This window comes from Dactylosporangium sp. NPDC049140 (assembly GCF_040648435.1).
In genome coordinates, this window is sequence record NZ_JBEZDS010000033.1 from 43,938 (window position 1) to 61,630 (window position 17,693).

Below are 17,693 nucleotides of genomic sequence, written 5' to 3' on the forward strand. Positions count from 1 at the left end.
ACATGCCAGGCCTGCTGTACACCGACGACCAGCTGCGCGCCATGTACACCGGCGGCCGGGGCAACGCCACGGCCCGCCGCTTCGCCCGCCTCTGGGCCGCCGTGCAGGGCGCCGGCCTTTTGCCCCGCCGCTGGGTGACGCTCGAGGTGCCGGGCCGGCGCACGGGCCGGACGACCCGCTTCCCGCTCGGCCTCGCCGATTGGGACGGCCGGTGGTACCTGGTATCGATGCTGGGCAACGACTGCAACTGGGTCCGCAACGTGCGCGCCGCCGGCGGCCGGGTGACGATCCGGCACGGCCGCGCCCGAGCCCGGCAGCTGGTCGAGCTGCCCGCCGCCGAGCGCGCCCCGATCCTCAAGCGCTACCTGCAGCAGGTACCCGGCGCCCGCCCACACGTCCCGGTCGACCGCGACGCGCCCCTCGCCGAGTTCGAGGCGATCGCGGCCCGGTACCCCGTGTTCCGCATCGAGCCCACAACGCCGCCCGGTGCCACACCGGTCCGGCGGCGGCGCCGGTGGCTGCGCTGGACGCTCGCCGGTCTCGCGACGCTCGCGCTGCTACTTGTCGCCACGGTCGTGGCGGCGGTGAAGCTGACGCCGGTACCGTCGCCGCTGAGCCTGCCGGCGTCCACCACCTCACCGGCGGGACCCCTGGACGGCGCCTACGGACCCGTCGCCGGGTCGCTCGCCGGTTTCCGGATCCGCCAGACCGTCGTCGGGCTCACGAGCGAGGTCGTCGGCCGCACCGCCGACGTCACCGGAACCGTCACCGTCGCCGCCGACCGGGTCACCGCGGCGCACCTGCGGATCGGCCTGCGCGCCCTGACCGCCGGCGGCGACAAGCCGGCACCCCAGTTCGACATCAGCCTCGACACCGGACGGTACCCGGACGCCACCGTCGAGCTGACCCAGCCCATCGCGCTGGAGCCGGGCGCCGCCGGCGCGACCGTCACCGTCACCGGGATGCTCACCCTGCACGGCGTTACCCGGACCGTCACCGTCGACCTGTCGGTACGCCGGGACGGCGACGGCCTCGATGCCGCCGGGTCCCTGCCGGTCGCCTTCGCCGACTACAGCCTGACCGGGCCCGAGGGTTACGGAGCGTTCGGCTCGCTGGCCGACCACGGCACGGCCGAGTTCCTGCTCCTGCTGCGCCGCAGCTGAGCCGCGCCAGTTCCGCCCAGACCAGACCAGCGGGTGCGGCCACACCGACGGCCACGGTGAAGCTCCCCGTCCGCCGACGACAAACACGCACCGCCCGGTGACGGGCGTCGGCGCCCAGTAGGGCACCGGCGCCCGTCGGTCGCCGTCGAGCCCGGGTCAGATCCGCAATGGACCGCCCTGCCGTCGGCTGGCGTCTTCGTCCACGATCGCGGACACGGCGCGCAGCAGGTGTTCGAGGTGCGCGCGTCTTATGCGGCCCTCGCCGCCGGGGATGGGCGGGGCGGGTCCAGGAACGGCCGAGCACGGTTGAAACCCATCGAAATCCGCTGTGGAGGGGTTTGCCGGCAAGCCGCCCGGGAAGGGCACCGCAACGCCTCGCGGGAGGACGAGCCGATGACGGTTGCCGTGGATCTCACCCGCTGCCGGGGTACGCGTGGTTCGCCTTTCCGCGCCCTGGTGTCTTCGGGATGCACGGCACGAGGCGCTGATGTACGCCCCGGCGCCCGGCGACGCGTACCGCGAGCAGGTGCTGTACGCCGGGACGACCTGACCATTCAAGGGGAGATGAGGAACATCCCATGAAGATCGTGTTGTTCGGCGCCACCGGCATGGTAGGCAGCCCGATCGCGGCCGAGGCGGTACGCCGTGGCCATGAGGTCGTGGCTGTCTCCCGCTCCGGAGGCGCCCCCGTCGACAGCCCGCTGCTGACCGCGGTGGCGGCGGACGCCACGTCGGCCGGAACGGTTGCCGAACTGACCCAGGGGGCCGACGTCGTGGCGTCGGCGGTGGTGCCGCCGCGGGACAGCCGGGACCCGCGCGCCCCGTTCTTCGCCATGTACGACGCTTTGCTCGACGGCGCCCGCGCCGGTGGTGTGCGCCGTGTCGTCATCGTTGGCGGTGCCGGCTCACTCCAGGTGGCGCCGGACACGGTCCTGAAGGACACGCCCGGCTTCCCGGCCGAGCTCAAGGCCGAAGCCCAGGCCCACGCCGACCTGCTCGCCAACCTGGACGAGGTCGACGACCCGGACTGGACCTACATCTCCCCAGCCGCGAACATCGCCCCCGGCGAACGCACCGGAGCCTTCCGCGTCGGCGGTGACGCCCTGCTGACCGACGCCGAAGGCAACAGCCGCATCAGCACCGAGGACTACGCCGTCGCGTTCATCGACGAGATCGAGACGGCCGGGCACCCCAAGACCCGGATCAGCGTCGCCTACTGACCGGAGCAAACCGGGCCCGGATGCCGTCGAGTCGGGAGGAACTGCGCCAGTGCCGCTTGGCTCGCGTCGAGCTTGCCCCGGTTGAGCAGGCCGACGGCGTCGGCCGGGATGACCTGCACGTCCTCGCCGGCGCTGTGCTTGGGAGTCGGATGCTCCCAAGCTGGCAGCGAGGGTTCGACACTAGAGGACGTACAGGGACACGCACCTGTTGCCGTACACCGGAATCCCCGGCAGCCGATAGGTCCGACCGGTGGTCAGACAGCTCATGATCTTGAACCCGTAGAGCGCGGTGACCGCGAATGCCGCAGGCGCGCCGACGCAGGTGGTCTGGTACCCCAGGGTGCCCGGGTTGTAGTCGACCTCGTACGCGGCGGTGACCGAACAGGTGGAGGCGTTGGTGGTTGTCGATGCCGTGCTGGTCGGCCACCCGGTGGCGTACCCGTCGATGACCACGCCGGGCCGTTGCAGGCTGTAGTGCACGACACTCGGGCTCAGGAACTCCCAACCGCCGTGGTACGGCCACATGCGTAGTTCGGGGTAGTTGGAGCCGGACGGCAGGATCATCTTTGCCGTCTCGTGCCACGTGTCGTAGTAGTCGCGCAGTTGGAGAACCACGGTGTAGTCGCCGGGCGTCGTGTCGTGGAAGCTCGCACTGACAGTGCCGTCGCAGGCGACCCAGTAGTACGACTCGTCGTTGCCGGTGACTGTGAGCCAGGCGCACAGGCTCGGGTCGGGCGACGTGTCAGTGAGGGAGAAGCCGATGTCGCGAGTGGTGTCGCTGTCCCACCCGTACCCGTCCAGGGTGACACTCGGTATCCGCATCGAGTACGCCAACGTGCCCTGCGCGTCGGTCGGGTCCTCGTAGTGCCAGTTCGCCGACCAGCCGGCTCCCGGGGGGACGTTGGTGGGCGGAGGGTGCGGCGGGTCGGCGTGGGCGGCCGTTGCCGGTAGGAGTGCGGTGGCGACGGCACTGACCACCAGCAGCGCCATGCCGATCCGCCCGTGGGTACGGCGTGCTCGGAGTGCCATGGGGTCCCTTCCGAGGTCGAGGTGGCCCAATGGTTATCGATGCCACCCGACCGCGCCTGCCAACGTCAGCTACCGGACAGCACTGCCGCGGCTCTGGTTCCCGCGGTGCTGTGTCACCGCGACCCGCAAACCGGAACGATCAAGCAGCGGGCGGGTCCGAGCTGCTGACATCGTGCCCCTCTCCATGCCGCTGCCGAAGCGGGACTTGAGGACGTCGAGCTCCTCAAACTCAGCCTGGTGCGAGAACTCTGCGCCCTCAGTGGCGGAAACAGCGAAAGGGGCCACGGGGCCCCTTTCGACGAGCGGAACATCAGCCGATCTTGGTGAACTTCTCCCAGTCGCCGACCGCCGTGCGGTTTGCGGTGAGCTTGCCGGCGTTGTTCATGTCCGCCGTGACGTACGCGCCGTTGGCGCCGGCCAGGATGCTCGTGCTGCCGTCGGCGTTGGTGAGCAGCTTGAACCGCTCCCAGGCGCCGACCACGGCGCGGTTGGCGACCAGCAGGCCGTCCTTGGTCAGGTCGGCCGTCACGTACGCCGAGTTGGCGTGCGCGCGCAGCGCCACGTCGCCGCCGCCGAGGTCGATCACGTCGTACTGCTCCCAAGGGCCTACCGCGTCCCGGTTCGCGGTCAGCGTGGCGCTCTGGCCGAGGTCCGCGGTGACGATCCTGCCGTTGACGTTCGCGCGCAGGGACAGCAGCGTCGGCAGCGGAACCTTGGTGAACTTCTCCCAGGCCCCGACCGCGTCCCGGTTGGCGACCAGCCGGCCGCCGTTGTTCATGTCGGCGGTCACGTACCGGCCGTTGGCCCCCGCGAACAGGCTGATCGTGCCGTCGGTGTTGTCACCCGGCGTGAACCTCTCCCACGCCCCGACCGCGCTGCGGTTGGCGACCAGGCGCCCGCCGTTGTTGAGGTCCGCGGTCACGTAGAGGCCGTTGGCGCGCGAGCGCAGCGCGATGTCGCCGTTGCCGGCGCTCAGGACGTCGTACCGTTCCCAGAGCCCGATCGCGTCGCGGCCGGCGGCCAGCGTGGCCGAGCTGGTGAGGTCGGTGCTGACGTACCGCCCGTTCGCGTTCGCCCGCAACTCGACCGGCGGATCGTCGGCCGGGACGTCCCCGGCCAGCCGGGTCAGAGCCGCATAGTCACCGTTGAACGCGTTGCGGTCATAGGTGCCGGCGGAGTTGTTCCCGCCCGCGTACTGCCAGATCGCGTACGTCGACCAACCGCTGGGGATGACCCGCGGCCCCGTCGTGGAGCCGAAGTCGGCCACGTCGAGCGGGTTGGCGCCGAACTCGGTGGAGTTGTTCGTGCACGGGTTCCACCAGTTCGGGTTGGTGTAGATCATCATGTCCCGGCCGATGCGGGCCTTCACCCGGTCCACGAAGCCGCGGATCCACGCGACCATCGCCTCCGGCGTCAGGTTCCAGCAGGCCGGGAGTTTGAGCGAGGAGTACGGCCACTCCAGGTCCAGGAACGGCACCAGCGTCTGGGAGTTGTTGCCCCACTCCGCGCGGTCGAGGAAGTAGTTGGCCTGCCCCACCGGATCGCCCAGGTCCGGGCGGGCGAACGCGTAGGCGCCGGTGAGGATGCCGGCGCCCTTCGCGGAGGTGTTGTCGGCGTGGAAGTACGGATTCGTGTAGTACGTGCCCTCGGTCGCCTTGACGTAGGCGAACCGGACGCCGCTCGCGGCCACGCCGGGCCAGTCGATCTGATACACGGAGTGGTCGTGGCTGGACACGTCGATACCCGGCTGCGAGAAGCCCGCCGGCAGAGTGGCCGCGGACGCGCCGGCGACGACGTTCGCGTGCACACCCGGCGGATTGCCGGCCTGAGCGTATCCGCCCCCATCATCCTCGGACTGAGCCGACGCGCCCCCCAACCCCAGCGCCAGCACGCCACCGAGGACAAGCAACGTGGCCGCGGCCAACCTGGACACCGGGAACCGTAACGACATGCGGAGAATGTACGCACGAACACGTAACCGCGTTACCCCGGGCAACCCGACACCATCCATGTCACATCCCGGCCGCCGGAACGCACGAGGCCGGGATGACCGAAAGCAGGGTTGGCACATCGGACGAACGGCGCCAACCGTTACGCCAAATGCTCCGACCCCTCGGCGGAGTGGCGGGCGCGGGCTTGGTGACGGCGCCAGTTCGACCAGTGCAGGCGGCGGCTGATGATGTGGATGGTCTTGACCCGCGCGTGGCGCGGGTCCACCTGCCGCCTCAAATACCGGCCGGAACACCACGGCGAGCTCCGCACGCTGGTTCCGTCAGCGGCGGCGCCGCATCCACCAAGCGACGTACATGATTGTTCAGAACCTCGTCCGCCGCCTTCGCACGCGCCACGGCCACCTGATCCCGCCGCAATACAGCAGCAGGCTCTACTCAAAGGGGTTGCGCTCCATAAATCCTCGCCTGCTTGATCTGCGGGGACTTCTCGTGGCACGTCCGGGTTGGCCCGGTTTTGCATTGCGCTTGAAGGCGTCGCGTCCGACGTCTTCAAGTCTGCCGGCCGGTTTTAGCGGATCGCACACCATTTCCGCGCGGCGCTTTGAGCGTTCGCGACAAGCGCAACTCCCCAGGCTGACGTCCGCGTGCTCGAAGCACCTCAATCCCGCCGCTAGTTTCCGCTGAACAGCATCTCCCACAACGTTCGAACCACCACATACAGTCCGCCCAGAGCAAAATCGCGCCAAGTCCACGCTCGTTTCTGACCAGGCCTGCGTAGCGAAGACGAACTGCGCGCCGTCGTCGCGGAGTATGACGAGACCAAGAAGACCGCCCTCGCCAAACGCGATGGCGTCTTGCGCGCATTCCACGCCGCCGGCTGGAGAGCCGTCGACCTGCAGCGTGTGACCGGCTACAGCCGCGAGACCATACGACAGGCGCTCAATCCCGACGCTCGGCTCGCCGCCAACGTGAGCCGCCGCAAGGCGGTCCACTCGGCGGTTCGGCCACCGGCCGACTATGTGCCGTACGGCGACCGGAAGCCGTACCTCGTCGCCGAGACGCTCGAGGAACTGCACGGCCCCATCGTCGGCACCGTGGCACTGCCGCACCATCTCGACTGGTCCGGCAGCCCGGAATATGTGCTCGACCGGCCCGCTCGGCTCGCCTCGATGTACAGAACCGTCTTGAACGAAGCAGCCACCGTGGATGATCTGCGCGACTGGATCGACGGGGCCACGCTGGTGCGGCTCTGGCCGGAGCTTTGGCTTCCGCCTCAGCTCCGTCGCCGCTGGGAGAATCGCTTTCCTGAACTCGCGGCCGCCCGCACCGCGGCGGCCTAGGAATGGACGCCTTCCACGAACGGCTGGCGCGACTCGGACTGGTCCTTCACCCCGACGACGCCATCGCCAATTCGATTGCCGCTTTCAGTGCGAAGGCCGCCACGGTGTAGCCGACAGCTCCGCTCGCCGCTTCCGGCATCGCCCTCTGCTCGGCATTCAACCGCCGACCCCGAACGCCGCAGAGTCGCCGTGGATTGGATTCTCGACGGCGTCGCCGGCGAGGTCCTACGGCCGGTCATCGACTCCACCTTCTCATTGGCGGAGATCGTCGAGGCCCACCGCCGGCTCGAGTCCGGATCCCAGATCGGCAAGATCGTGGTGACCGTACCCCGCCGATGAGCCGGGTCGCGCGGCAACCGTCGCGCCACCCGGCTCGGGGCCGGGCTCAGCCGACAGGCTGGGCGAACGACGCGGCCCACGTCTTCGGGCCCACGATCCCGTCCGGCTGCAAACCGTGCCGGCGCTGGAAATCGACCGCCACCGCCCGCGACTTCGGGCCGTAGATGCCGTCCACCTCGATCGTGAAGCCCAGCGCCAGCATGCGCGCCTGCCACGTGCGCACGTCCTCGCCGCGCGGGCGCGGCTGGCCCTCGGTGAACTTGAGCAGGCGGCCCGGGAACGGCGGGGCCGCGCGGCTCGGGGTGCGCTCGAAGAAGCGGCGCAGCAGCGGGCTGTGGTCCGTGGCCGCCGTGTCGCGGAACACGCTGATGTGCGAGTGCGAGACGTGGTTGTCGCCGTCGTACGCCTCGGTGGCAAAGCCGTTCTTGTGGCCGAAGTACTGCTTGTGCACGCCGTCCAGGGAGCCGATGATCTCGCGGACCTGCGGGAAGGCGCCGGAGCGGCACTCGTTGACGAGCCAGGCCAGCCAGGCGCGGGCGGCCGGCCAGCCCATCCCGATGTCGTACGCGCACGCCGCCGTCGGGAAGGTGCGCGCGCCCGACACGTCGCGGTCGAGCTTCATCGAGTAGTCCGGGCCGTGGATGCGATCGGGGCCCAGGTGGTAGCCGGAGGTGTGGTTGACATCGCCGACGATGCCGAGGAAGTGCTCCTTGCCGATCTGCTCGTCGGCGTACCGGCGCAGGAGCGTGAGGCCGGGTGCGTTGACGCTCATCGTTCACCCCTCCGGCGTTTCGGCGTTGCCCCGGAAGGAGCCGGTGGCGACGAGCGCCTGCAGGACGATCTCCGCCTCCGGGTCGGGCGCGCCCTCGAAGTCGGGGATGACGGGTTGACTGTCGCGCGGTGCGGTCTCATCGGCCGCGAACTCAATGGGTTCGGTCATACCAGTCGGATGCCGGGGCGCCCCGCCTGATACGCCGCAGCGGCACGTATCAAGACGAAAACCGCGGCATCTGTACCGCATGAAAACCGAACGGATCGAGGTCGGCGTGCGCCAGCGGGTCCTCTGGATCGGTTCCGAGGCCTACCCGCTCTCGAACATCTCGCGCGTCTCGACCGCCGACGTCGTGTACCGCAAAGGTGCCGCCGTCGGGCGCTTCATCGCCCACACGTTCTTCTGGCTCCTGCTCGGCGTGATCGTACTGGTGGGCCTGTTCGTCGGCGGCGTGCTGCAGACCGACGACCAGACCGACCTCGCGATCAAGGCGGTCGGCGGCCTCGTCGGCGTGCTGATCCTGGTGCGTCTGGTCATGCTCCTGGCGCTGCTGAGCCGGCGCAGCCTGTGGGCCCTGATCATCGAGACCGCCGGCGCGACCCACCGCGCCGTCATCAGCGGCGACCGCGCTCTGCTCAACACGCTGGTCGCCGAGATCGTCGCCGCCATCAACAACCCGGCGGCGACGTTCTCCCACACCGTCACCAACTTCGTGATGGGCGACCAGTACAACCAGCTCGGCCGCAACAGCGTCGGAAGGGTGAGCTCGTGAACTACGTCGGCGGAGATCAGTACAACCAGTACGGCGAGCACAGCGTCGGCCGCATCGAGCACCACGGCGGGCGCGACCCGGACGCCGCCTTCCGCGACCTGCTGCGCGCCGTGCAGCTGCTGCGCGCCCAGGTGCCTCCGGCCGACCGGCGGCTGGTCGACGAGCAGCTGCAGGTCCTCGCGGCCGGTCCGGACCAGGACCCGGGCACCCTGCGCCGCGCGCTGGGCGCGGTCGCGGGCGTGGCCACGGTCGTGGGCCAGGTGGGCGCCCCGGTGATCCAGGCCGTCCGTCAGGTGGCCGCCGCGCTCGGAATGTAACCACCGCGCAGCGATTGTGCCGCTCTGTCCACATTGGAGAAACAGGGCTGCGCCGGACCGCCCGACCGGTCTACCGTTTCATTCGACATTCGTCGAATCGACGGGGGTGGCAGCTCCAAATGTCTGGTAAACGTTTCGTCGCCGGGCTGGTCTCGGTGGTCGTCGGGCTCGCCGGGGCGGTGGTGGTCGCCCCTGGCGCGGCCCACGCCACGACCCAGCGGGCACTGCGGCCCACCAGCTGGATGTACACGGACTCCCGGACTCCCAACAAGGCCTACGTCAATCAGAGCACCGACGCGCCGGTCGGGGCGTGGAAGGACCACAACGGCAAGCACGTGTCGAGGTCCTACTTCACCTACGACATCAGCGCGTACAAGGGCCAGCGGATCATCGCGAACGGCTTCATCATCTCCGAGACCCAGGCCAACGACTGCGGCAAGACGCGCAGCCTGCAGCTGTGGACCACCGACCCGGTGGCGTCGAACGCCTCGTGGAACCGGCCCCCGCGCGAGCGGGCCAAGGTCGCGACGTTCGGCGGCACCATCTGCCCGGCCAGCTACCTCGAGGCCGAGCTCGGCAACACGATCCGCGACGCCGTCGCGGCCGGGAAGAAGACCATAACGTTCGAGCTGCGGGTGCCCGAGCGGCTCGAGGCCAACGTGCGCTACGGCCGGCGGGTGCAGCGCGACCCGGCGCTGATCGTCAAGGCGAACTCGGCACCCGGGGTGCCCTCGCAGCTCACCGTCGACGGGCGCTCCTGCGACGCCGGCGCGCCGCTGTACATCGGCACGACCACGCCGACGCTGAACGCCTGGCTCACCGACCCCGACGTGAACGACACCGGTGGCAGCGACTACGCCTACGCCACGTTCGCCGTGTGGCCGGTCGACCGGCCGCAGGACCGGGTCGAGCTGCCCGAGTACTGGGCCGGCGTCGCGCCGGCGCGGGCCTTCGGCACCGTCCCGGCCGGCCTCCTGCAGGACAACGGCACCTACGCGTTCGCCGTGCGCGGGCGCGACGACGCGGACGTGTCGGCGTGGAGCGACGAGTGCCGGTTCACCGTCGACGCCACGCGGCCCGCCCAGCCGCCGGTCGTCACCTCGGCCGACTACCCGTCCGACGGCGAGCAGCACGGCGGCCCCGGCATCCCCGGCACCGTCACGTTCTCGGCCAACGGCGTGGACGACGTCACCGGGTACCGCTACGGCGAGAACTCCCCGACCCAGTACGTCGCCGCGGCGGCGCCGGGCGGGTCGGCCTCGATCCAGTTCACGCCGTCACGCGCCGGGCTCGTGACGCTGCTCGTGGAGAGCCTCGACCGCGCCGGCCACGTCTCGGACACGGTCTACTACCGGATCTTCGTGCGCTTCAACGCGCCCGGGATCGACGACGCCGACCCCGACGCGTGGCTCGGCGACCCGCACCACCTCACGTTCCGGCCGAACATGGAAAACACGGTCAGCTACACGTACCAGGTCGACGACGGCGCGGCCCAGACGGTTCCGGCCGCCGCGGACGGCACGGCGCAGGTGACGGTGACCCCGGCGAGCGGCGCCGTGCTCACCGTGTACTCAACCACCGCGAGCAGCGTGAAGTCCGGCCAGAACTCGCAGTGGTTCCTCATCGACACGCGGCCGGTCGTCGAGTCGGCCGAGTGGCCGTTCGACGGCTCCCCGGGCGCGCCGGTCGGCACCGCCGGCCACTTCACGCTCAAGCCGCACATGCACGGCGTGGTCGAGTACACCTACCAGTTCAACCAGTACCAGGATGACGAGCGGCCGCCGCAGACGGTCGCCGCCGGCCCGGACGGCTCGGTGACGATCCCGTACACGCCCACCAGCGCGTACGGCCAGAGCATCACGGTGATCAGCCGGACCGCGGACGGCGTCGAGTCGGAGGAGACCGGGTGGTCGTTCTACCCGTCCTCGATCGCACCGACCGCCTCGTCGGCGGATTACCCGCTCGGTGACGGTGACGGCGGCGGCGGGCCCGGCATCGAGGGCGCGTTCGTGTTCCGGCCAACGGCGGCAAACGTGGTGTCGTACTCGTACAAGTTCGGCGCCGCCGAGGAGCAGACGGTCACGGCGGGCCCCGACGGCACGGCCACGGTGCACTGGACGCCCGACCCGTCCGCCAATCCGCCCGGCGGCTGGGTCGCGCTGCTGGTGCGCAGCACGAGCGCCAACGGGCTGGTGTCGGACTGGGGCTACTTCTCCTTCCGCGTGAAGTCGCTCGAGCCGACGGTCACCTCGGACGTGTACCAGTGGCCGAACGGCGGCAACGTCGGGCAGACGGGCACGTTCACCTTCACCGCGCACCTGAGCGGGAGCACCGAGTTCGTGTACTCGTTCGACGGCGAGCCGGAGCGCACGATCCCGGTCGGCGCCGACGGCACGGCCTCGGTCACCTGGGCGCCACAGTCGTCCTACTCGCACGGCCTGCAGGTGCGAAGCCGCACCGCGGGCGGTCTCAACTCGGGAAGCGCCTACTTCTCGATCTGGGTGAACCCATCCTGACCAAGGAAGGCGTGAGCCCGTCCTGAGCACGGAACCGGGCCGTGCGGCAAACGCCGCGCGGCCCGGCGCTCTAGCAGGAGCCCAGAGTGGCTTCCGGGCGCAGCGTTCGCGGGTCGAAGGCGATGGTCCGCTCGGCGCCGTTGTAGTTGCGGGTGACGATGCGGTCCGCCCCCACCGTGACGGCGACGATGCTCAGGCCGTCGTCGTCATCGGTGCAGCCGAACGACACCATGTCGCGGCTCGCCGTGGCACCAGCCGGGCGCAGGACCACCTCGGTGACCGGGCCGAACCGGCCGACGGGGTTGAACCGGTAGATGGCCGCCTCGATCCGGCCGTCGGCGGACCGGAAGGTGGCCTTCTGCTCGCCCCGGTGCGGAACCGGATCGTCCTCGCCCCGGTCGACGAGAATGACCACCGCCGCCGCCACGGCCGCGACCACGGTCAGGGCGGCCAGGACCAGCACGGCGCCCTTGCGCCGGACCCCACGCTCCTCACGGTCCGCGGGAGCAACGCTCAGCCACGCCACACCGGCCATTGTCCGCCCCGCCCGCCCAACCTGAACAGGGCCGGACGACCGGGGGCCGCCCGCCTCGTCGCGCCGCGCGGTGTGTCAGGGCTGTTCGCGCGGGCACCACCACGTCGTGCGGCCACCCACCGTCGCTCGCTGCATCGGGGTTCCGCAGCGCGGGCACGCGCCGCCCCCGTGCCGGGCCGATACGACCGAGAGCGTGTGCACGCCGCCCTCCGCGACGGCCGACTCCACGGCCTTGCGCAGGGCGCGGTGCAGCCGGTCCAGGTCGGGCCGGGTCAGCTCGTCCACCGGCCGCGACGGGTTCACCTTGGCCAGCCAGAGGATCTGGTCGGCGAGCAGGTTGCCGACGCCGGCCAGTGCCTCCTGGTCGAGCAGCCGCGCCTTCACCGGGGCCGTTCCGCGGGCCAGGGCCGAGCGGAACTGCGACGGCGTGATGTCGCGCGCGTCCGGGCCGAGGTGCTCCACCGGCGGGTCGAGGCGGACGCGGCCGAGGCGGCGCGGGTCGACCAGCAGCAGGCGGGTGCCGTCGGCGAAGGAGAGCGAGAAGCGCGCGAACCGATGGTCGCCCGGGGCGCGGCCGCGCTGCCAGTAGTCGCCGCCGTCGGTCTCGCCGCCCGACTCGTCGATGGCCACGATCTTGCCCGACATGCCGAGGTGGATGCCCAGGACCGGGCCGGTGGAGTCGAGCCACATGCTCTTGCCGCGGCGGTTGGCGGCGGTCAGCGAGACGCCGAGCAGCGCGTCGCGGATCGCGCCGGGCGCGTGGGGGCGGCAGACCCACGTGTCGGTGTCGTCGACGTCGGTGATGGGGCGGTTCAGGGCGTGCCGCTGCAGGACGGCGCGCGCGGACTCGACCTCTGGCAGCTCGGGCACTCCGGCGACGGTACAAGATGAGCGTCGTGGAATCCCTGCCGGTCACCCGTGTGCTGGATCAAGTCGTCGCCCAGGTGCGGCGGGGGCCCACCGTGCTCGTGGCGCCGCCCGGGACCGGGAAGACGACGCTGGTGCCGCTCGCCTTCGAGGGCCGGGTGCTCGTCGCCGAGCCGCGGCGCATCGCGGCCCGCGCGGCCGCGCAGCGCATGGCCCAGCTGCGCGGGGAGCGGGTGGGGCAGAGCGTCGGGTACTCGGTGCGCGGCGACCGCCGGGTCAGCCGCGAGACGCGGATCGAGGTGGTCACGACCGGGCTGCTCGTCCAGCGGCTGCTCGCCGACCCCGAGCTGCCCGGCGTCGACGTGGTGATGCTCGACGAGTGCCACGAGCGGCACCTGGACACCGACCTCGCGACCGCGTTCCTGATCGAGGCGCGCGACACGATCCGGCCCGACCTCGGGCTGCTCGCCGCGACGGCGACCCCCGGCAAGACCCTTCCCGGCGCCGGGGTCATCGACGTCGAGAGCCCGCTCTTCCCGATCGAGATCCGGTGGGTACCGCCGAAGCGCCGGCCCCTCACGATGGACCACGTCGCGCAGGTGGTGCGGCAGGCCTGGCACGAGACCGGGCACGACATCCTCGTGTTCGTCCCCGGGGTCGCCGAGATCGAGCGGGTGCGCCGGGGGCTGGCCGGGATCCCGAGCGTGCCCCTGCACGGCCGGCTGCCCGCGGCCGAGCAGGACCGGGCGCTGCGGCGCGCGGAGCGGCGCGTGATCGTGGCGACCGCGGTGGCCGAGAGCAGCCTGACCGTGCCCGGCGTGCGGGTCGTCGTCGACTCGGGGCTCGCGCGCGTGCCGCGGATCGACCTGGCCCGCGGGCTGGGCGCGCTCGTGACCGTCCGGGCCGCCAAGGCCAGCACCGTCCAGCGGGCCGGGCGCGCCGCGCGGGAGGGGGCCGGCGTGGTGTACAAGTGCTGGTCCGAGGCCGACGACGAGCGGCTCCCGGCCCACCCCGAGCCGGAGGTGCGCACCGCCGAGCTCACCGGCTTCGCCCTCGCGCTCGCGTGCTGGGGCAGCCCCGGCGGGCGCGGGCTGGCGCTGCCCGACGAGCCGCCCGCGGCCGCGATGAGCGTGGCGACCCAGACGCTGCACGCCCTCGGGGCGATCGACGGGGACGGGCGCGCGACCGGGCGCGGGCGGCGCATCGCGCGGGTGGGCGCGCACCCGCGGCTGGCCCGGGCGCTGCTGGACGGGGCGCCGATCGTGGGCGCCCGCAACGCGGCCGAGGTGGTGGCGGTGCTCGCCGAGGACTCCAACCCGTCCGATGACGTGGCGGCGGTACGGCGGACGACTGATCGCTGGCGGCACGAGGCCTCGCTGTTGTACCGCATGATCGAGAACCCGGTCGAGCGCGCCACGGCTGCCGACCGCGCCGCGGGCGTCATCGCGGGCCTGGCGTACCCGGAGCGCATCGCCCGGCGCCGCCGCGACGCCTACCTCATGGCCAGCGGGACCGAGGCCGAGCTCGCGCCCGGGTCGCCGCTGCAGGGCCACCCGTGGCTGGCCATCGCCGCCGCCGACCGCCCGTCCGGACGGGTCAACGCGCGCATCCGGCTCGCCGCCGCGATCGACGAGGACATCGCCCGCGAGGTCGCGGCCGCGCTGCTGGTCACCGCGGACGAGGCGAGCGCGGCGGGCGTGAAGCGGGTCGAGCGGCTCGGCGCGATCGTGCTGTCGGAGAAGACGATCGGCGCGGCCCCGGCCGAGCTGGCCGCGGCCGCGCGGCGGGAGCGGCTGCGGCGCGAGGGCGTGCCGTGGACGCCGCTGCGGCACCGGCTCGCGTTCCTGCACCGCGCGGCCGGGGCGCCGTGGCCCGACGTGAGCGACGAGGCGCTCATCGAGGCGATGGCGGACGGCACCGACGTGCACACGGCGCTGCAGGCCCGGCTGCCGTGGCCGCAGGCGAAGGACCTCGACCGGCTCGCTCCCGAGCGGCTCACGGTGCCGAGCGGGTCGGCGGTGCGGCTGGACTACGGCGACCCCGAGGGGCCGGTGCTGGCGGTCAAGGTACAAGAGATGTTCGGGCTCGAAACAACCCCGGAGGTGCAGCACCGGCCCGTGCTGCTGCACCTGCTCTCGCCCGCGGGGCGCCCGCTGGCCGTGACCCGCGACCTCGCCTCGTTCTGGCGCAACGCCTATCCACAGGTACGCGGGGAAATGCGCGGCCGATACCCGCGCCACCCCTGGCCCGAGGATCCGACAACGGCCCCGCCGACGCGCCGGGCGAACCCGCGCCGCTGACTCACCCCGCGCGGACGCGCGGCGCCCGGGCGCGCCGGGCGAACCCCCGTCGCTGACTCACCCCCGCCCTCACCCGGCGCGGGCGCCCGGGCACCGGACGCTGGATGCAGGACGAGGGAGGCTGCGTATGAGAGACGACCTGCCCACGCTGGCCGCCGAGGCGTACGGCTACGGCTACCCCCTGCTCCAGGACCTGCGCGCCGTCGGCGCCGCGACCACCTTCAACGCGTTCGAACACCAGCGCACCGTGCCCGCCGAACCCAACGCCAATCCCGACCTGCTCAGCTCCACCGCCCAGCTCGACCTGTCCGGCGGCCCCCTGTGGCTGCGCGTGCCGGCGACCGGCGGCCGCTACCACGTGGTGCAGTTCGTCGACGCGTGGACCGACAACTTCGCGTACGTCGGCAGCCGCACCACCCCCGACGAGCCGCGCGAGTACCTGCTCGTGCCGCCCGGCTGGGCCGGCCGGGAGGCGCCCGCGGCCGAGGTGATCCGGGTGCCCACGATGATCGCGACGCTCATCGCCCGGTTCGCCGCGGGGCCGGGCGTCCACGAGCTGCAGGACGGGCTCTCGATCCAGCGGATGTACCCGCAGGTGCCCCTCGACGGCCTGCCCTCCCCCCAGCCCGGGGTGCCCGGCGACCTCCTCTTCCTCGAGGCGCTGCGCCGGGGTCTGGCCGCGTTCCCGCCGTCCCCGGCCGAGCGGCGCTACCAGCGGCGCTTCGCCCCGATCGGGCTGTTCGAGGACGGCAACTCGCCGTACCCGACCATCCCGCGGGAACACCGTCTCGCCCTGCGGGAGGGGCTCGACCGCGGCCGCGAGGCCCTGGAGGAGGCGGCCACGACCGAGCATGCCGCGCCGGTCAACGGCTGGACGAACGACCGGCACGCCTTCGACTACAACCTCGACTACTTCGAGGTCGGCACCGTCGACACTCCACAATGGACGCTCGCGGATCGCGAGGCGGCCCACCTCGCGCGCGCGGTCGCGGCCCGCACCCGGCTGTGGGGCAGCCACGCGTACGAGGCCGTCGCCCCCGCGGTGCACAAGGACCGCGAGGGCGCGCGGCTGACGGGCGCCCGGGCCTACGCCCTGAGCCCGCCGGCCGGAACCCTGGCCTCGTACGACGCGGCCGACGCGCGCCTGTTCCACTCGATCCCGACCGCCGGCGACGCGGTGCGCGTCCAGCCCGACCCGCCCGCCGACGGCGCGCCGTGGCTGCCCACCCCGCGGGGCGAATACCACCTGATCCTGCGCGTCTACAACCCCCCGGAGACCCTGCTGCGCGACGAGTTCGAGCTGCCGCCGGTCATTCCCGCGTAGGAAAGTCGCGCACCTTCCCGGCGGAGGTGGCGAGCAGCGGCAGCGGTGTGACGGCGTACAGCGCGGCGAGCACCCACAGGGCGGTGCGGGTGCCGAGGGTGGTCGCGAGGAAGCCGGCGGTCGCCGCGCCGAGCGGGACGCTGCCGAACACGAAGATCCGGGAGGCCGCGGTGACCCGGCCGAGCAGGTGGGCCGGGACGAACGTGCCCCGGAAGGTCATGGTCATCACGCTGGCCATGGTGCCTCCGCCGAGCGTGACGAACGAGCCCGCGGTGAAGAGCACCAGCCCCCAGCCCGGCCCGCCGAACGGGAGCAGGAGCGTGAACGGCGCGGTCGCGACGCTGGCCACGACGTAGGTGCGGGCGCTGCCGAAGCGGGTGGCGACTCGGGTGGCGAGCGCGGCGCCGAGGATGCCGCCGAGACTGCCCAGGCCGATCGCGATGCCGGCGGTACCCGGGGCAAGGCCACCGGTCCGGACGAGGAAGACGACGCGCAGCGCGGTGATGCCCAGCATCGCGAAGTTCGCCGCCGTGGCGACCACCAGCATGGCCTGGAGCAGGCGTCCGCGCACGATGAACCGGATCCCCTCGGCGATCTGGCCCAGCAGGCCGGCGGCGGCCCGCTCCCGGCGCGGTTCGGGGGCGGGCCGCAGGCCGAGCAGGCAGGCCGCCGAGAGCAGGAAGGTGAACGCGTCGATGAGGACACCGCTTACCGCCCCGGCGACCTGGGCCAGCAGCCCGCCCAGGGCCGGCCCGGCGACCAGGGCGACCGAGGCGCTGGTCTGGAGCTTGGCGATGCCCTCCATCAGGTCGCCCGCGGGGACGAGGTGCGGCAGGAACGCGTTGAACGCCACGCTGAAGAAGATGCCGGAGACGCCGGCGAGCAGCGCGGCGGCCAGCAGGATCGGCATGGTCAGCACGCCGGTCCAGGCGGCGACCGGGACCCCGATGAGGACCGTCGCCGACACCAGATCGGCGACCAGCAGGGTGGGCCGGCGCGGCCAACGGTCCACCCACACGCCGACCACGAGCCCGAACAGCAGCCAGGGCAGCCAGGTGAAGACGGTCAGCAGCGCGACCGCGCCCGGGCCGGCGTGCAGCACCGAGACCGCCACCAGCGGAAACGCCACCGACGTAACGGCCGAACCGACCGCGCTCGCGGACTCCCCGATCCACAACAGGGCGAAGTTCCGCGCCCGGAGGAGGCCGCCCGCCTTCGCGCTCATGTGGACCCCTTTACCCGATGGC

The 17,693-nt window shown here is 72.1% G+C and carries 16 protein-coding genes; 9 read left to right on the top strand and 7 right to left on the bottom strand.

What is annotated here, in order from left to right; genetic code table 11:
• Positions 1 to 2: 2 nt before the first annotated feature.
• A complete protein-coding gene (locus AB0B76_RS38475) occupies positions 3 to 1,163 on the top strand; it encodes a nitroreductase/quinone reductase family protein (RefSeq protein WP_360384939.1) in 1,161 nt (386 codons plus the stop codon).
• Between the two features lie 578 nt (positions 1,164 to 1,741).
• Entirely contained in the window at positions 1,742 to 2,383 is a 642-nt protein-coding gene (locus AB0B76_RS38480; RefSeq protein ID WP_360384941.1) for an NAD(P)H-binding protein, read from the top strand.
• 180 nt (positions 2,384 to 2,563) lie between these two features.
• Here AB0B76_RS38480 and AB0B76_RS38485 read toward each other — a convergent pair whose 3' ends face one another.
• Complete coding sequence (locus AB0B76_RS38485; protein ID WP_360384943.1) at positions 2,564 to 3,412, bottom strand: hypothetical protein; 849 nt, start codon at positions 3,410 to 3,412, stop codon at positions 2,564 to 2,566.
• 310 nt (positions 3,413 to 3,722) lie between these two features.
• Positions 3,723 to 5,363 carry a GH25 family lysozyme gene (locus AB0B76_RS38490; protein WP_360384945.1) on the bottom strand — a complete coding sequence of 547 codons (1,641 nt, stop codon included), beginning with the start codon at positions 5,361 to 5,363 and terminating at the stop codon, positions 3,723 to 3,725.
• Between the two features lie 789 nt (positions 5,364 to 6,152).
• Between AB0B76_RS38490 and AB0B76_RS38495 the strand changes: the two genes are divergently transcribed.
• Both AB0B76_RS38495 and AB0B76_RS38500 read left to right on the top strand, forming a co-directional pair.
• Positions 6,153 to 6,704 (top strand): hypothetical protein, encoded by a 552-nt coding sequence (locus tag AB0B76_RS38495; protein WP_360385081.1) that lies wholly within the window; start codon positions 6,153 to 6,155, stop codon positions 6,702 to 6,704.
• A gap of 189 nt (positions 6,705 to 6,893) precedes the next feature.
• Positions 6,894 to 7,043, top strand: coding sequence for a zinc-binding dehydrogenase (locus AB0B76_RS38500; protein WP_360384947.1), 150 nt, complete (start codon positions 6,894 to 6,896; stop codon positions 7,041 to 7,043).
• Positions 7,044 to 7,089: 46 nt separating this feature from the next.
• On the opposite strand, the gene AB0B76_RS38505 is transcribed toward AB0B76_RS38500, so the two are convergent.
• Both AB0B76_RS38505 and AB0B76_RS38510 read right to left on the bottom strand, forming a co-directional pair.
• Positions 7,090 to 7,815 (bottom strand): peptidoglycan-binding domain-containing protein, encoded by a 726-nt coding sequence (locus AB0B76_RS38505; RefSeq protein ID WP_360384949.1) that lies wholly within the window; start codon positions 7,813 to 7,815, stop codon positions 7,090 to 7,092.
• Between the two features lie 3 nt (positions 7,816 to 7,818).
• Complete coding sequence (locus AB0B76_RS38510) at positions 7,819 to 7,983, bottom strand: hypothetical protein (protein WP_360384951.1); 165 nt, start codon at positions 7,981 to 7,983, stop codon at positions 7,819 to 7,821.
• A gap of 79 nt (positions 7,984 to 8,062) precedes the next feature.
• Between AB0B76_RS38510 and AB0B76_RS38515 the strand changes: the two genes are divergently transcribed.
• The 3 genes from AB0B76_RS38515 (at position 8,063) to AB0B76_RS38525 (ending at position 11,420) form a co-directional block, all read left to right on the top strand.
• Positions 8,063 to 8,587 carry a DUF6232 family protein gene (locus tag AB0B76_RS38515; RefSeq protein ID WP_360384953.1) on the top strand — a complete coding sequence of 175 codons (525 nt, stop codon included), beginning with the start codon at positions 8,063 to 8,065 and terminating at the stop codon, positions 8,585 to 8,587.
• Positions 8,584 to 8,904 (top strand): hypothetical protein, encoded by a 321-nt coding sequence (locus AB0B76_RS38520; protein ID WP_360384955.1) that lies wholly within the window; start codon positions 8,584 to 8,586, stop codon positions 8,902 to 8,904. Before AB0B76_RS38515 ends, AB0B76_RS38520 begins: the two co-directional genes overlap by 4 nt.
• A 119-nt stretch (positions 8,905 to 9,023) precedes the next feature.
• On the top strand, positions 9,024 to 11,420 hold the full coding sequence (locus AB0B76_RS38525) for a hypothetical protein (protein WP_360384957.1): 2,397 nt from the start codon (positions 9,024 to 9,026) through the stop codon (positions 11,418 to 11,420).
• A gap of 70 nt (positions 11,421 to 11,490) precedes the next feature.
• Here the strand turns inward: AB0B76_RS38525 and AB0B76_RS38530 are convergent, their stop codons facing one another.
• Both AB0B76_RS38530 and AB0B76_RS38535 read right to left on the bottom strand, forming a co-directional pair.
• A complete protein-coding gene (locus AB0B76_RS38530; RefSeq protein WP_360384959.1) occupies positions 11,491 to 11,946 on the bottom strand; it encodes a hypothetical protein in 456 nt (151 codons plus the stop codon).
• A gap of 84 nt (positions 11,947 to 12,030) precedes the next feature.
• Positions 12,031 to 12,825, bottom strand: coding sequence for a DNA-formamidopyrimidine glycosylase family protein (locus AB0B76_RS38535; protein WP_360384961.1), 795 nt, complete (start codon positions 12,823 to 12,825; stop codon positions 12,031 to 12,033).
• A 17-nt stretch (positions 12,826 to 12,842) separates the two neighbouring features.
• On the opposite strand from AB0B76_RS38535, the gene hrpB reads away from it, so the two are divergent.
• Positions 12,843 to 15,122, top strand: coding sequence for an ATP-dependent helicase HrpB (hrpB, locus tag AB0B76_RS38540; protein WP_360384963.1), 2,280 nt, complete (start codon positions 12,843 to 12,845; stop codon positions 15,120 to 15,122).
• A gap of 127 nt (positions 15,123 to 15,249) precedes the next feature.
• A complete protein-coding gene (locus tag AB0B76_RS38545; protein ID WP_360384965.1) occupies positions 15,250 to 16,446 on the top strand; it encodes a DUF1254 domain-containing protein in 1,197 nt (398 codons plus the stop codon).
• On the opposite strand, the gene AB0B76_RS38550 is transcribed toward AB0B76_RS38545, so the two are convergent.
• Positions 16,433 to 17,671 carry an MFS transporter gene (locus tag AB0B76_RS38550; protein ID WP_360384967.1) on the bottom strand — a complete coding sequence of 413 codons (1,239 nt, stop codon included), beginning with the start codon at positions 17,669 to 17,671 and terminating at the stop codon, positions 16,433 to 16,435. The genes AB0B76_RS38545 and AB0B76_RS38550 overlap by 14 nt on opposite strands.
• Positions 17,672 to 17,693 lie beyond the last annotated feature (22 nt).